This window comes from Cellulomonas sp. PhB150 (assembly GCF_003755175.1).
Lineage (GTDB): Bacteria > Actinomycetota > Actinomycetes > Actinomycetales > Cellulomonadaceae > Cellulomonas.
Map to the genome: position 1 here is coordinate 66,517 of NZ_RKHX01000002.1, position 12,942 is coordinate 79,458.

Below are 12,942 nucleotides of genomic sequence, written 5' to 3' on the forward strand. Positions count from 1 at the left end.
ACGACGACGAGGGGAGCGGCCCGTTGGCCGGCACACAGCCGCAGCCGCCCGGACCTGGCGCGTCCTCCGAGCAGGTGGAGGAGCGTTCGCGCTGGTGGTGGTGGCTCGTGGTGGTCGCCGTCGTCGTGGTCGTCGTCCTGCTCGTCGTCCAGCCGTGGGCCGAGCACCAGACCGAGCCGCCCCCCGGGACGAGCCCGTCGTCGGCCTCGGACGTGCCGAGCGCGCCCAGCACGGCCCCCAGCCCCACCTCGACGACGCCCGCCACACCGGCGCCCGTGCCGGGTGCTGACGCGGTGTTCGACACGACCACCCTCGCCACCCTGTTCGTCACGGACGCCGACCTCGTCGCGGACGTCCCGGCGGCCGCGGGCACCCCGCTGCAGCCCGGCATCGGCGCGGGCGACCTGGCGTGGGGGCTCCCGAGCGGCTCGACGATCGAGCCCGCGTCCTGCACCACCGCCGTCACGGTGGTCGACTCCGAGCCCGACGCGTTCGACGCCCGGTCGTCGTCGAACGAGGCGCTCGACTGGGAGCAGCGCGTCACCGTGCTCGACGACGGGACCGACGCACGCGAGGCGTTCGCCGACCTCGTCACGACGGTCGACGCGTGCCCCGAGTACAGCCAGGTGAACCCCGGGGTCGACGGCTCGAGCTGGGTCGCCCAGCCCGCGATCGAGGGGCAGGGTGCCTACCCGTCGATCGTGCAGGAGATCACCCACCGCTCGGAGGGCAGCTCGCTGCCCGAGTACCGTGGCCACATGCTCGTCGGGAACGCGATCGTGACCTGGACAGCCACCTCGCTGGCCGTCGACACGGCACCGGACGCCGCCCTCGCGACCCTGGGTGACCCGGCCAGCCTCAACGCCATGGTGCAGGCCCGCGCGCAGCAGGCCGTGGGCGGGCTGGGCTGAGGATGCACGGCGAGTACAAGGTGCCCGGCGGCAAGCTCGTCGCGGTGGACCTCGAGGTGCGCGACGGCGTGCTGGCCGACGTCGTCGTCAGTGGCGACTTCTTCCTCGAGCCCGACGAGGCCCTCGACGTGCTCGGTCCGTCGCTCGACGGCCTCCCCGAGGACTCCACGCCGGCCCGGCTGGCCCAGGCGGTCACCGACGGTCTGGCTGCTGCCGAGTCCGCCGGGCGGATCGCCGGACCGGTCTCGATGGTCGGTTTCGACGCCCGTGCCGTCGCGCTCGCGGTCCGGCGGGCGCTCGGCTACTCGACCGCCTGGTCGGACCACACGTTCGAGCTCATCCACCCCGGGCCGATGTCGCCGGCCGTGAACGCCGCGCTCGACCAGGTGCTCACCGCCGAGCTCGCCGCGGGCCGCCGGGGGCCGACGCTGCGGTTCTGGGAGTGGGTCGAGCCGGCCGTGATCATCGGCTCGTTCCAGTCGCTGCGCAACGAGGTCGACCTCGAGGCGGCGCAACGGTACGGGATCACCGTGGTGCGCCGGATCTCCGGCGGCGGCGCGATGTTCATGGAGGCGGGCAACTGCATCACCTTCTCGCTCGTCGTGCCGGCCTCGCTCGTCGACGCGATGACCTTCGAGGAGTCCTACGCGTTCCTCAACCAGTGGGTGCTGGGCGCGCTCGCGGACGTGGGTGTGCAGGCGTTCGTCACGGGGCTCAACGACATCGCGTCGCCCGCCGGCAAGCTCGCCGGCTCCGCGCAGAAGCGGATGGTCGGGGGCGCGGTGCTGCACCACGTGACGATGAGCTACGACATCGACGCGGACAAGATGCTCGAGGTGCTGCGCATCGGGCGCGAGAAGCTGTCCGACAAGGGCACCACGTCGGCGAACAAGCGCGTCGACCCGGTCCGCTCGCAGACGCAGCTGCCGCGCGAGGCCGTCATCGAGGCGTTCGCCGCGCATTTCCGCGCGCGGTACGACGTCGTGGACGGCGCGCTCACGGACGACGAGCTGGCGCAGGCGCACGAGCTGGTGCGGACCAAGTTCGCGGACGACGCCTGGACCGCGCGCGTACCGTGACGCCATGAAGACGATCCTGAACATCATCTGGCTGGTGCTCGCGGGCTTCTGGATGGCGCTCGGCTACGTGGCGGCGGGCATCCTGTGCTGCATCCTCATCATCACCATCCCGTTCGGGATCGCCTCGTTCCGGATCGCCGGGTACGCGCTGTGGCCGTTCGGCCGGACGGTCGTCGACAAGCCCACGTCCGGCGCGTGGTCGGTCATCGGCAACGTCGTGTGGTTCATCGTGGCCGGCATCTGGCTGGCCATCGGGCACATCGCCACCGGCATCGCGCTGTGCCTCACGATCATCGGGATCCCGCTGGGCATCGCGAGCTTCAAGATGGTGCCGATCTCGCTGTTCCCGCTCGGCAAGGACATCGTGCCGTCCGACCGGATGATGGCGGCGTACGGGCAGTAGTCAGCGACCGATCGCGAAGACCAGCGCCCCGAGCCCGAGCAACGCGGTCACGACGGCGCACGCGGTGACGAGCCGGGCGCCCGCGATCTGCTGGCTCGCGCGGCGGTAGGAGCCCCACGCCAGGGCACCGGCCAGCACGATGCCGACCATCCCCAGCGCGATCGCGCCCGGGCCGAGGACAGGCTCCAGCACCTTCACCGAGGCGATGGAAGCGCCGAGCAGCGCCAGGCTCGTGCGTCGCCAGGCCAGCTGCGTGCGGTGGGGCTGCAGCCCGGCGTCGCCCTCGTGGCGCGTGGGCCAGGCGTCGGTCATCCCCGGTCGACCCTCACAGCAGGCTGCCGACGAGGACGACGACGCCGGCCAGGATCACGCCGAATGCGAGCAGCGCCGACCCGGTGGGCGCGGGGAGCGGCACGGACGTCCGGGCCGCGCGCTCGGCACGCGCCCAGCCCAGCCAGGCCCACAGGGGCGAGGCGATGCCGAGCAGGATGAGCAGGATCGACGCGCTGGTCCGCCAGGGTCCGGAGATCGGCAGCTCGATCGCCTCGAGCGCGACGCCGCCGGCCAGCAGCGCGAGGGACGTGCGGATCCAGGCGAGGAACGTGCGCTCGTTGGCGAGCGTGAACCGCGGGTCCGGTTCGGAGCCCACGCCGAAGACCCAGCGGGGACGGCGGGAGTCGGGGTCGGCCACAGCACCAGTATGGCCGCCGAGGTATCTGCGGACGGGGACGTCGGCTCCTGGCCTGCGACGAAGGAGGACCGATGTCGCCCCAGCTGGACCGAGAGCTGCGTCGCCTGTCCGTGCTGCAGGCCCGTGAGGTGGTCGCGCGCCGGCGGCGCTCCGTGCGCGTGCGCCAGGAGGTCGTGCTCCGCGGCGGGCGAGCGGTCGCGCGCGCGTCCCGCTGAGGTCAGCGCGCCCCGAAGACCGCCGAGCCGATCCGCACGGTCGTGGCTCCCTCGGCGATCGCCGGTTCCAGGTCGCGGCTCATGCCCATCGAGAGCCCGGTCGCGGTAGGCACCGAGGCGGCGACCTCGTCGCGCAGGTCGCGCAGGCGGGCGTAACCGTCGCGCACCACGGCGTCGTCGGTCGAGTTCGCGCCCACGGTCATGAGCCCGACGAGCCGCAGTCCGTGCAGCGCGGCGACGGCCAGCGCGACGTCGACCGCCTCGTGAGCCGCGACGCCGTGCTTGGTCGGCTCGTCGGACACGTTGACCTGGACCATGACGTCGAGCGCGTCGGCCCGTGCCGCCAGGCGCGTGGCGAGGTCGAGCGACGCCACGGACTCGACGCAGGACGCCCACCGCAGCGCCGCGTTCACCTTGTTCGACTGCAGCGGCCCGATGACGTGCCAGGTCGGCTCGAGGTGGACGAGCTCGGGCGCCTTCGCGACGAGCTCCTGCACCCGGTTCTCCCCGAGGACGACACGCGCCAGGCCCGGCTCGCGGTCCTCGTCGGCGGCCAGCGCCGCGGCCACTGCCTCGACGGACATGGTCTTGCTCGCCAGCAGGAGCTGGACCTCGGCCGGGTCGCGCCCGGCGGTGACGGCGGCGTCGACCACCCGGCGGCGGACCACCGCGAGGCGAGCCGCGACCACGTCCCGCACGTCGTCGTCCATGGGTGCAGACCGTACCCGTCGGGCGCGGTCAGTCCCGGCCGATGTCCGCCACGGTCGCCTCGGTCAGGCGGATCAGGTCGTCGGGCGCGAGCTCGACGTCCAGGCCGCGGTGCCCGCCCGAGACGAGCACGGTGTCGAACAGCACCACGGTCTCGTCGATCACCGTGGGGTGGGGCATGCGCTGGCCGAGCGGGGAGATGCCGCCGACGACGTACCCGGTGGCCCGCTCCGCGTCGTGCTGGTCGGCCAGGGCGGCCTTCTTGGCGCCGCACGCGTGCGCGAGCGCCTTGAGGTCGAGCTGGCCGGTCACGGGCACGACCGCGACGGTCAGGACACCGTCGACGTGCGTGACCAGCGTCTTGAACACCTGCTCGGGCGGGACGCCCAGCGCGCGGGCGGCCTCGAGGCCGTAGCCGAGGTCGGACGCGGGATCGTGCTCGTAGGCGTGCGCGGTGTGCTCGATCCCCGCGGCCACGAGCGCGACGAGGGCAGGCGTCCCGGCGGCTGCCTTCTTCGTCACCCTGCCCACCCTAGAGGGCGAGGCCCACCAGGGAACCGACCGCGTAGGTCACGATCATGGCGATCGAGCCGCCGGCGACGTTGCGGAGCACGGCGCGACGGACGTCGGAACCGCCGATGCGCGCGCTCACGGCCCCCGTCACGACGAGCGCGACGACGACGGCGCCGAACACGGCCGGGACGATCGCCGAGCCCCACGGGGCGAGCGCCACGAGCAGCGGGACGAGGCCCCCGACGACGAACGCGAACAGCGACGCGACCGCGGCGTGCCACGGGTTGGTGAGCTCCTCGTCGGGCGTGGCCAGGCCCGCGCGCTCGGCGTCGCGCTGGCTGCTCACCGAGACGTACTCGCCCGTGGCCATCGACAGCGCGCCGGCCACGAGACCGGCGACGCCCGCCGTGACGATCGAGGCGGTCGTCGACGAGGCGCCGGCGACGCCGACGACGATCGCGGCGACCGAGACGATGCCGTCGTTGGCGCCCAGCACCCCGGCGCGCAGCTGGTTGAGTCTGCTGCCGGTCAGCGGTGCGGGCGCGGCGGCCCGGTCCGACGCGGGCGCCGGACGGGAGATGAGGTGGGCCGAGATCGTGCTCATGGGGCCCACCGTAGGACGGGAAATCGTGGTTGTCATCGAAGCAAAGCCTCCCCTGACCTGCATAAACACAGGGGAGCCTTGCCTCATTCCCGCCCGGTCTGCATACCGTCGGACCGGCCAGATCCATCGTTACCCGATCGTGATCCAAGTGCGCCCGGGGGCTTTTGTCGCATGTCTACGGTGTGGCGACCCGGCGCACGGGCTGCCGGGCGAACCTCAGGGGAAGCGAGAAGAGCGATGACGCGACTGACTCGATCTGTGCTGGCCGTGGTGCTGGCGACGGGCGCCGTGGCGCTGCCGGGAGCGGCGGCGCAGGCGGCGCCGACGGCGTGCGATGCGAACTCGCAGTGGATCAACAGCTGGAGCTCGAAGACCACGAGCAACGTGATCACGCACGCGTCGGGCGTGGTGATCGCGAAGGGCTCGACGGCGACCCGCACCGAGTCTGCGTCCGAGCAGACGACGCTGACCGCTGGTGTCTCGTTCAGCACCACGGCGAAGGTCGGTGTGTCGTTGCCGATCGCCGAGCTCGGGGCAGAGGTCGGGACGACCTTGTCGGCGTCTGGATCGAAGACCAGCACGAGTGCGGTGTCCGTCGCGACGACGTTCACCAACTCCGGGACGTACATCGTCTTCCGGGGCTACCGCAGCGCCACGGGGTACTTCAGCGGAGGCAAGTGCTCGTCCAACGGCCAGACCATCACGAAGGTGAGCGGCAGGGCGTACAGCTACTCGAAGGTGCCGTACTCGGGCGCTGTCTGGTGCAAGGAGACCGGCGTGACGGGCTTCAAGGCGGCGGCCAAGAAGTTCTGCGACTGACGAGGCGCGCCGCCCCGGCAGGCCCCGGGGCGGCCGCCCGCCGTCAGAGCGCGCCGACCGCGGCGATCCGCAGCCGGATCTCGCCCACCTCGTCGGACGCCGCGAGGTCGACGACCGCGTCGATGCGCCAGTCGTGGTCGCCCTCGGCCTCGTCGAGCACCTGCCGCACGCGCCACGTGCCCGGTGCGGGCGTGACCTGGAAGAGCGCCGGGCCACGGGCGGGCGGCCCGGTGAGGATCTCGTCGTGGTCGTCGTAGAACGGGTCGAGCGCGGCGGACCAGCGGTCCGCGGTCCACGGCTCGCCGTCCTCGTCGACGTCGCCCAGTGCGGCCAGCGCTCCGTAGGCCTCGCGCGCGGCGAGCTCGACGCGGCGGAACATGGCGCCGCGGACCAGGGCGCGCAGCACGCGGGGGTTGGCCGTGAGCGGCTCGGGCGTGTCCTCGTCGACCCCGCCGGGGGCGTCGGCACCGTGCTCGTCGAGCGGGTTCGACAGGCGCTCCCACTCGTCGAGCAGGCTCGAGTCGGTGCGGCGGACCAGGTCACCCAGCCATTCGATGAGCTCCCAGAGCTCCTCGGTGCGGGCGTCCTCGGGGACGGTCTGGCGCAGCGTGCGGTAGGCGTCCGCGAGGTAGCGCAGCAGGATGCCCTCGGTGCGGTCCAGCTGGTAGTGCGAGACGTACTCGGCGAACGTGGACGCGCGCTCGTGCATCTCGCGGACCACGGACTTGGGCGACAGGGTCAGGTCGGCCACCCACGGGTTGGTCTGGCGGTAGAGCACGAACGCCGCGTCGAGCAGCTCGGCGAGCGGGCGCGGGTAGGTGACGCCCTCGAGCAGGGCCATGCGTTCGTCGTACTCGATGCCCTCGGACTTCATGGCCGCGACCGCCTCGCCGCGGGCGCGGTTCTCCTGCGCCGCGAGCACCTGGCGCGGGTAGTCGAGCGTGGACTCCAGGACGCTGACGACGTCGTGCGCGTAGGCGGGGTCCTCACGGTCGAGCAGGTCGAGGGCCGCGTAGGCGAACGGGGACAAGGCCTGGTTGAGCGCGAAGTTGGCGGGCAGGTCGTGCGTGAGGCGCACGGTGCGACGGCGGCCGTGCGGTGCGCTCGGGTCCTCGACCCAGGTGCGCTCGACGACGCCGGCCGCGCGCAGCGAGCGGTAGACGGCGATCGCCTGGCGGACGTGGCGGCCCTGCGCGCCCTCGGGCTCGTGGTTGTCGGTGAGCAGTTTGGTCATGGCGGCGACCGGGTCGCCGCCGTCGACGCTGCGGGCCAGCACGTGCAGGACCATCGCGTGCGTCACCTGGAAGCTCGACGTCAGGGGCTCGGGCGGGGCGTCGCGCAGCCGCTCGAACGTCTTGTCGGTCCAGTTGACGTGCCCCTCGGGGGCCTTCTTGCGGACGATCTTCTTGAGCTTCTTCGGGTCGTCGCCCGCCTTCTCCAGCAGCTTGCGGTTCTCGATCACGTGGTCCGGCGCGAGCACGATGACCTCGCCGACCGTGTCGAAGCCGGCGCGGCCCGCGCGTCCCGCGATCTGGTGGAACTCGCGGGCGGACAAGTGCCGCATCCGCACGCCGTCGTACTTGACCAGGCTGGTGAGCACCACGGTCCGGATGGGCACGTTGATGCCGACGCCGAGCGTGTCCGTGCCGCAGACGACGGGCAGCAGGCCCTTCTGCGTGAGGCGCTCCACGACGCGGCGGTACTTGGGCAGCATCCCCGCGTGGTGCACGCCGACGCCGTGCCGCAGCAGGCGCGACAGGGTCTTGCCGAAGCCGGGCCCGAAGCGGAACGCGCCGAGCTCCTCGGCGATCGCGTCGCGCTTCTCGCGGCTGGCCAGCGGCGTCGACAGCAGCGACTGTGCGCGCTCGACGGCCTCCTTCTGCGTGAAGTGGACGACGTAGACGGGGGAGCGCTGCGTCTTGACGAGCTCGTCGAGCAGCTCGTGCAGCGGCTCGATCGCGTAGGCGAAGTTCAGGGGGACCGGGCGCTCGGCGGTCTGCACGACCGCCACCTCGGTGCCCGTGCGCTTCTGGATGTCGTCGGCGAAGAACGAGACGTCGCCGAGCGTCGCGGACATCAGCACGAACTGGGCGCGGGGCAGCTCGAGCAGCGGCACCTGCCACGCCCAGCCGCGCTGCGGGTCGGCGTAGAAGTGGAACTCGTCCATGACGACCTGGCCGACGTCCGCGCCCGGGCCGTCGCGCAGGGCGAGGTTGGCCAGGATCTCTGCCGTGCAGCAGATGATCGGGGCGTCGTTGTTGACCGACGAGTCGCCCGTCATCATGCCGACGTTGGCCGACCCGAAGGCCTCCACGAGCGCGAAGAACTTCTCGCTGACGAGCGCCTTGAGCGGCGCGGTGTAGAACGTGCGCCGGCCCTGCGCGAGGGCGACGAAGTGGGCCGCCGTCGCGATGAGCGACTTGCCCGAGCCGGTCGGGGTGCTGACGATGACGTGCTCCCCGGAGACCAGGGCGAGCAGCGACTCCTCCTGGTGCGGGTACATGCTGAGCCCGCGCTCCGTGGTCCACCCGACGAACGCCTCGTAGAGCGCGTCCGGGTCGGTGGGGTCGGCCGGGATGCGGTCGGCGAGGGTGGGCACGGCCCGATCCTCGCACGCGCGCTGGGGCTCGTCGGGCGCACGTGTGCGATGGTCGAGGCCTACGGAAGGTGGCCACATGGCCAGGCTGTCCCTCGGGGTGCCGTGCACCTCGGGCAAGGAGAACGAGTCCCGACTTCCCATCCACCCGCAGCACCTCGAGCGGATCGACGAGGACCTGCGGGCCTCGATCTACCTCGAGCACGGGTACGGCGCGCAGTACGGCGTGCCCGACGAGGTCCTGAAGGCGCAGGTCGCAGGCCTGCGGACGCGGGCCGAGCTGCTCGCAGAGTCCGACGTGGTGCTGCTGCCCAAGCCCGTCCTGTCCGACCTGGAGCAGATGCACGAGGGTCAGGTCCTGTGGGGCTGGCCGCACGCGGTGCAGGACGCGGACCTCGCGCAGGCCGCGATCGACCGGCGGCTGACCCTCGTCGCCTGGGAGGCGATGAACCACTGGAGCCCGTCGGGCCGGTTCGTGCTGCACGTGTTCAACCTGAACAACGAGCTCGCGGGGTACGCGTCGGTGCTGCACGCGCTGACGCTCACGGGGTCGACGGGGAGCTACGGCCGCCCCCTGACCGCCGCGGTGCTCGGGTTCGGCAACGCGGCTCGTGGGGCGGTCACCGCGCTGCACGCGCTCGGCGTGCACGACGTCACCGTCCTGACCCTGCGGGACACGATGGCCGTCGCGTCACCGATCCCGTCCGTGGTGATGGAACAGCTCGAGCGGGTCGACGACGACTCCGGGCGCACGCTCGTCGTCACGCGCGAGGAGTCGGTGCCCACCGCCGAGTTCCTCGCGCACCACGACATCGTCGTGAACTGCGCGCTGCAGGACACGGACGCGCCGCTGATGTTCGTGACGAACGACGAGCTGGCGCTGTTCGCGCCCGGCACGCTGCTCGTCGACGTGTCCTGCGACGCGGGCATGGGCTTCGAGTTCGCCGACCCGACGCCGCTGTCCGCCCCGACGTTCACGGTCGGCGACGGCGTCACGTACTACGGCGCCGACCACAGCCCCGGGGTGCTCTGGCGCAGCGCGACCTGGGGGATCAGCGAGGCCGTGCTGCCGTTCCTGCGCTCGGTCATGGACGGTCCGACGGCATGGGACGACGACCCGACGATCGCCCGCGCCATCGAGATCCGCGACGGCGTGGTGGTCAACCCGAAGATCCTCGCGTTCCAGGGACGGTCGGCCACCTGGCCGCACCCCGTCGCGGGCTGAACCGGTCGGCCCGCCGTCGTGGGCTGACCGGTCAGCTCGGCTCGCGTGGCGCGCCGTCGCTCGCGTCGAGCGTGCGCTGCACCCAGTGCACGTCGCGCCACGCGCCGAGCTTCCACCCGACCTCGCGGTAGGTCCCGACGGGCTCGAAGCCCAGGGCGCGGTGCAGGCCGGCGCTCGCGTCGTTGGGCATCGTCATGCCCGCGACGGCGGTCCGGAAGCCGCGCTCCGTGAGGGTCGCCAGCAGGTGCTCGTAGAGCGCGCGCCCGATGCCCTCGCCCTCGTGCCCCTTGCGCACGTAGGCGCTGACCTCGCAGGTCCACCGGTAGGCGGGCCGTGCGCGGAAGGTGCCGGCGTACGCGTAGCCGACGATGCGGTCGTCGGGCTCGTCGGACTCTGCCACGAGCCACACGTGCGCGGCGGCGATGCGGCGCGCCATCTCGTCGGGCGACGGGGCCTCCGTCTCGAACGTGACGGCGGTGTCGAGCACGAACGGTGCGTAGATCCGGGCGCAGGCGGCCGCGTCGGCGGACGTCGCGGGCCGGATGGTCAGGCGTCGATCCACGACCGCGTCGCCGTCGTCACCGTCGATCCGTCGAGGTCGGCGAGCTTCATGCCCACGAACGCGCTCGCGGTCGGCGAGGTCTGGACCCGGAACGCGGGGGCCGAGCTCTCGAGCGCGTCGAGGATCACCGCGCCGACCCCGTCGGCCTCCTGCGCGTTGGCGAACGCCCCGGCGGTGCGCGCGAGGTACGCGCGCAACGAGTCGGCGTAGGGCCCGGCCCCGGCGAGCAGCGCGTCGCGGTCGCTCACAGCCGTCCCGGCGAACGACGTGGCGACGGCGCCCGGCTCGACGACGACGACACCGACCCCGGCCGCCGCGGCGACCGGGTGCAGGCTCTCGAGGAAGCCCTCGACGGCGAACTTCGCCGCGCAGTACGCCTCGTTGAACGGCTGCCCGACGATGCCGCCGACGCTCGAGACCGTGACGAGGCGCCCGCGGCTCGCGCGCAGGTGGGGGAGCGCCGCCTTGCTGACGGCGACGACCGCGAAGAAGTTGACCTCCATGCAGCGGCGGAAGTCGTCGAGGGTCAAGGTCTCGACCGTGCCGACCAGGCCCGCGCCGGCGTTGTTGACGACGGCGTCCAGGCCGCCGTAGGTCTCGACGACGTCCGCGACGAGGGCGTCGACGTCGTCGGTGCGCGTCACGTCGAGCGCGCGGACGTCCAGCGCGACGCCCTCCTTCTCGGCCCTGTCTCGGAGGGCGTTCGCCCGTGACGGGTCGCGGAGCGCCGCGACCACCTGCCAGCCGCTCTGGGCGGCGAGCACGGCGGTGGACAGGCCGATGCCGGAGGACGTGCCGGTGACGACGAGGGTGCGCGGGGTGGTCATGGGGCCAGTCTGCGCCGGGTGGGGCGGGCGTGTCGTCTGTCCGGCGCGTTTGCTCGGGGGACGGGTCGCGGCCGCGCCTCCTTCGAACGTGTGTTCGAGGTTGTGTCAGTGGTCGGTGGGAGAATTCAGACATGACGGAGGCGGTGGTGGTCGATGCGGCGGCGCTGGTGCGCGCTGCGCTCGATGCGCCGTGCTCGGGCTTCGAGGTCTCGGGCTGGGCCGACGATGACGTCCTGGCTGGTCTGGTGAGGTTGGAGGCGATCGGTCGTCAGGTCGATGCGTGGCGGGCGGCGTTGGCGGTGGAGGTCGACGAGCGCAGCGGGCGTGGCCGTGACGGGTTGGCGGCGGGTCGTGGGTGCCGCAGCTCGCGTGAGCTGCTGCGCCGGGTCACGGGATCGGCGAACACGACGGTGTCGCGGTGGTTGCGGTTGGGGCGCGCGGTCCAGGAGTCGACGGGGTTGAGCGGTGCGCCGGTGCCGGCGCCGTTCCCTGCGGTGGCGGCCGCCGTGGCTGCGGGGCGGATCAACATCGATGCCGCTTTGACGATCGTGGACAACCTGAACCTGGTGCGTGCGGTGGCCGGGGACGGCGATGTCGCTGTCGCGGAGGCCGAGCTGGTCGCGGCGTGCCTGGCCGACGAGCCGGGTGGGGTGCCGCCGGTCGATGCGGACTCGGTGCGGGTGCAGGCGGGGACGTGGGCGGGGTTCCTCGACCAGGACGGCACCGCCCCACCCGAGACCGACCTCGCGCGACGGGCGTTGCGCCTGGGTGGGTTGCACCGCGGGCTGGTGCGGATCAACGGGCTGCTGCTGCCCGAGGTCGCCGCCGCCCTGTCCGCGTTCGCCGACGCCTGCACCAACCCCCGCACCCCCGACGTGACCAACCCCGCCACGACAGGCGCGGCGGACGACGAGGCTGCCGCTGAGGCGGGCGGTGACGATGCCGCTGCGCCTGACGACTGCTCGGCCGCCCTGTTCGACCTCGCGGCCGACGTCGACATCGACGACCTGGGAGGCGATGGTCCGCTGCGCTGCGAGCAGGTCCCGGCCGACCCCAGGACCGGGCCGCAGCTGATGCACGACGTGCTCGCGATGGCCCTGGGGGCCGCGGCGCGGGTCGCCGATCAACGCTCCGTGGCGGGTAACTCCCCGACCGTGCTGATCTCGGTGCGCCAGGACGACCTGCAAGCGCGCCGCGGCACCGGTGCCACGTTCTCCGGTGACCGGTTCGGGGGCCCGCTGCCGATGTCGATGGCCGCCGTCGCCCAGCTCGCCTGCTCCGGGACCACCCAACGCGTCGCCCTGGACGACCTCGGCGCCGTCATCGGCCTGTGGTCACCCGAACGGTGCTTCACCGGCCACCAACGCCGCGCCATCGCCCTGCGCGACGGCGGGTGCATCATCCCCGGCTGCCACGTCCCAGCCGGCTGGTGCGAGGTCCACCACATCACCGCCCACAAGGACGACCCCGACGGCACCCACACCTCCAACGGCGCCCTGCTGTGCTGGTACCACCACCGCACCATCGAGACCTCCGGCTGGCAGATCCGCGTCCGTAACGGCGTCCCCGAAGTCCGCGCACCCGCCTGGCTGCGATCCCTCACCCGAGCCGGACCACACCCAGCCCCCGGAACGGACAACGACGAGGGCCGCAGCTCAGATGATCACGGGTGGCACCGAGCCACCAGCTCACCCACCCGCATCCTCGACGTCCTCGACAGCCAGTACCGCAACACGCTGAGCAGCCTCGCCAGCTGAACGCGGCTCGTCGTGCCTTCGCCGAGATCAGC

15 protein-coding genes are annotated in these 12,942 nt (G+C 72.7%); 7 read left to right on the plus strand and 8 right to left on the minus strand.

Features of this window, described 5'->3' with window-relative positions; all coding sequences use genetic code 11:
- The first annotated feature begins 23 nt into the window (after positions 1 to 23).
- From EDF34_RS07690 to EDF34_RS07700, 3 genes are read left to right on the plus strand one after another with little or no spacing between them, the layout of a single operon-like run.
- Entirely contained in the window at positions 24 to 911 is an 888-nt protein-coding gene (locus EDF34_RS07690) for a hypothetical protein (protein WP_148076595.1), read from the plus strand.
- Positions 912 to 913: 2 nt separating this feature from the next.
- Positions 914 to 1,990 (plus strand): biotin/lipoate A/B protein ligase family protein, encoded by a 1,077-nt coding sequence (locus EDF34_RS07695; protein ID WP_123370800.1) that lies wholly within the window; start codon positions 914 to 916, stop codon positions 1,988 to 1,990.
- A 4-nt stretch (positions 1,991 to 1,994) separates the two neighbouring features.
- Complete coding sequence (locus tag EDF34_RS07700) at positions 1,995 to 2,393, plus strand: YccF domain-containing protein (RefSeq protein WP_123370801.1); 399 nt, start codon at positions 1,995 to 1,997, stop codon at positions 2,391 to 2,393.
- Here EDF34_RS07700 and EDF34_RS07705 read toward each other — a convergent pair whose 3' ends face one another.
- Both EDF34_RS07705 and EDF34_RS07710 read right to left on the minus strand, forming a co-directional pair.
- Positions 2,394 to 2,705, minus strand: a complete 312-nt coding sequence (locus tag EDF34_RS07705; protein ID WP_123370802.1) for a DUF202 domain-containing protein — start codon at positions 2,703 to 2,705, stop codon at positions 2,394 to 2,396.
- Positions 2,706 to 2,718: 13 nt separating this feature from the next.
- Positions 2,719 to 3,084, minus strand: a complete 366-nt coding sequence (locus EDF34_RS07710; RefSeq protein WP_123370803.1) for a YidH family protein — start codon at positions 3,082 to 3,084, stop codon at positions 2,719 to 2,721.
- A 71-nt stretch (positions 3,085 to 3,155) separates the two neighbouring features.
- Between EDF34_RS07710 and EDF34_RS17515 the strand changes: the two genes are divergently transcribed.
- On the plus strand, positions 3,156 to 3,299 hold the full coding sequence (locus EDF34_RS17515) for a hypothetical protein (RefSeq protein ID WP_158615063.1): 144 nt from the start codon (positions 3,156 to 3,158) through the stop codon (positions 3,297 to 3,299).
- A gap of 2 nt (positions 3,300 to 3,301) precedes the next feature.
- Here the strand turns inward: EDF34_RS17515 and EDF34_RS07715 are convergent, their stop codons facing one another.
- Genes EDF34_RS07715 through EDF34_RS07725 form a run of 3 tightly spaced genes read right to left on the minus strand, consistent with a single transcriptional unit; the run spans position 3,302 to position 5,124 of the window.
- The gene (locus EDF34_RS07715) at positions 3,302 to 4,009 is read right to left on the minus strand and encodes a YggS family pyridoxal phosphate-dependent enzyme (RefSeq protein WP_123370804.1); all 708 of its coding nucleotides are present in this window, start codon (positions 4,007 to 4,009) and stop codon (positions 3,302 to 3,304) included.
- Positions 4,010 to 4,037: 28 nt separating this feature from the next.
- The gene (gene ybaK / locus EDF34_RS07720) at positions 4,038 to 4,529 is read right to left on the minus strand and encodes a Cys-tRNA(Pro) deacylase (RefSeq protein WP_370450038.1); all 492 of its coding nucleotides are present in this window, start codon (positions 4,527 to 4,529) and stop codon (positions 4,038 to 4,040) included.
- Between the two features lie 10 nt (positions 4,530 to 4,539).
- Positions 4,540 to 5,124, minus strand: coding sequence for a VIT1/CCC1 transporter family protein (locus EDF34_RS07725; protein ID WP_123370806.1), 585 nt, complete (start codon positions 5,122 to 5,124; stop codon positions 4,540 to 4,542).
- 237 nt (positions 5,125 to 5,361) lie between these two features.
- On the opposite strand from EDF34_RS07725, the gene EDF34_RS07730 reads away from it, so the two are divergent.
- Positions 5,362 to 5,943 carry a hypothetical protein gene (locus EDF34_RS07730; RefSeq protein WP_148076596.1) on the plus strand — a complete coding sequence of 194 codons (582 nt, stop codon included), beginning with the start codon at positions 5,362 to 5,364 and terminating at the stop codon, positions 5,941 to 5,943.
- A gap of 43 nt (positions 5,944 to 5,986) precedes the next feature.
- Here EDF34_RS07730 and EDF34_RS07735 read toward each other — a convergent pair whose 3' ends face one another.
- Complete coding sequence (locus EDF34_RS07735; protein WP_123370808.1) at positions 5,987 to 8,620, minus strand: DEAD/DEAH box helicase; 2,634 nt, start codon at positions 8,618 to 8,620, stop codon at positions 5,987 to 5,989.
- Here EDF34_RS07735 and EDF34_RS07740 point away from each other — a divergent pair.
- Positions 8,619 to 9,764, plus strand: coding sequence for a N(5)-(carboxyethyl)ornithine synthase (locus tag EDF34_RS07740; RefSeq protein ID WP_123370809.1), 1,146 nt, complete (start codon positions 8,619 to 8,621; stop codon positions 9,762 to 9,764). The genes EDF34_RS07735 and EDF34_RS07740 overlap by 2 nt on opposite strands.
- A 31-nt stretch (positions 9,765 to 9,795) precedes the next feature.
- Here the strand turns inward: EDF34_RS07740 and EDF34_RS17820 are convergent, their stop codons facing one another.
- Together EDF34_RS17820 and EDF34_RS17825 are read right to left on the minus strand one after the other, a co-directional pair.
- The gene (locus EDF34_RS17820) at positions 9,796 to 10,326 is read right to left on the minus strand and encodes a GNAT family N-acetyltransferase (RefSeq protein WP_233575266.1); all 531 of its coding nucleotides are present in this window, start codon (positions 10,324 to 10,326) and stop codon (positions 9,796 to 9,798) included.
- Positions 10,311 to 11,153, minus strand: a complete 843-nt coding sequence (locus EDF34_RS17825) for an SDR family NAD(P)-dependent oxidoreductase (protein WP_123370810.1) — start codon at positions 11,151 to 11,153, stop codon at positions 10,311 to 10,313. Before EDF34_RS17825 ends, EDF34_RS17820 begins: the two co-directional genes overlap by 16 nt.
- Positions 11,154 to 11,284: 131 nt before the next feature.
- On the opposite strand from EDF34_RS17825, the gene EDF34_RS07755 reads away from it, so the two are divergent.
- Positions 11,285 to 12,910: an HNH endonuclease signature motif containing protein gene (locus EDF34_RS07755; RefSeq protein WP_123370811.1), complete on the plus strand. Its 1,626-nt coding sequence runs from the start codon at positions 11,285 to 11,287 to the stop codon at positions 12,908 to 12,910.
- Positions 12,911 to 12,942 lie beyond the last annotated feature (32 nt).

Coding starts and splice junctions, on each gene's coding strand:
- EDF34_RS17515 (WP_158615063.1), top strand. CDS start 3,156: ATGTCGCCCCAGCTGGACCGAGAGCTGCGTCGCCTGTCCGTGCTGCAG.
- EDF34_RS07755 (WP_123370811.1), top strand. CDS start 11,285: ATGACGGAGGCGGTGGTGGTCGATGCGGCGGCGCTGGTGCGCGCTGCG.
- EDF34_RS17825 (WP_123370810.1), bottom strand. CDS start 11,153: ATGACCACCCCGCGCACCCTCGTCGTCACCGGCACGTCCTCCGGCATC.
- EDF34_RS07705 (WP_123370802.1), bottom strand. CDS start 2,705: ATGACCGACGCCTGGCCCACGCGCCACGAGGGCGACGCCGGGCTGCAG.
- EDF34_RS07730 (WP_148076596.1), top strand. CDS start 5,362: ATGACGCGACTGACTCGATCTGTGCTGGCCGTGGTGCTGGCGACGGGC.
- EDF34_RS07740 (WP_123370809.1), top strand. CDS start 8,619: ATGGCCAGGCTGTCCCTCGGGGTGCCGTGCACCTCGGGCAAGGAGAAC.
- EDF34_RS07700 (WP_123370801.1), top strand. CDS start 1,995: ATGAAGACGATCCTGAACATCATCTGGCTGGTGCTCGCGGGCTTCTGG.
- EDF34_RS07735 (WP_123370808.1), bottom strand. CDS start 8,620: ATGTGGCCACCTTCCGTAGGCCTCGACCATCGCACACGTGCGCCCGAC.
- EDF34_RS07715 (WP_123370804.1), bottom strand. CDS start 4,009: ATGGACGACGACGTGCGGGACGTGGTCGCGGCTCGCCTCGCGGTGGTC.
- EDF34_RS07695 (WP_123370800.1), top strand. CDS start 914: ATGCACGGCGAGTACAAGGTGCCCGGCGGCAAGCTCGTCGCGGTGGAC.
- EDF34_RS07725 (WP_123370806.1), bottom strand. CDS start 5,124: ATGAGCACGATCTCGGCCCACCTCATCTCCCGTCCGGCGCCCGCGTCG.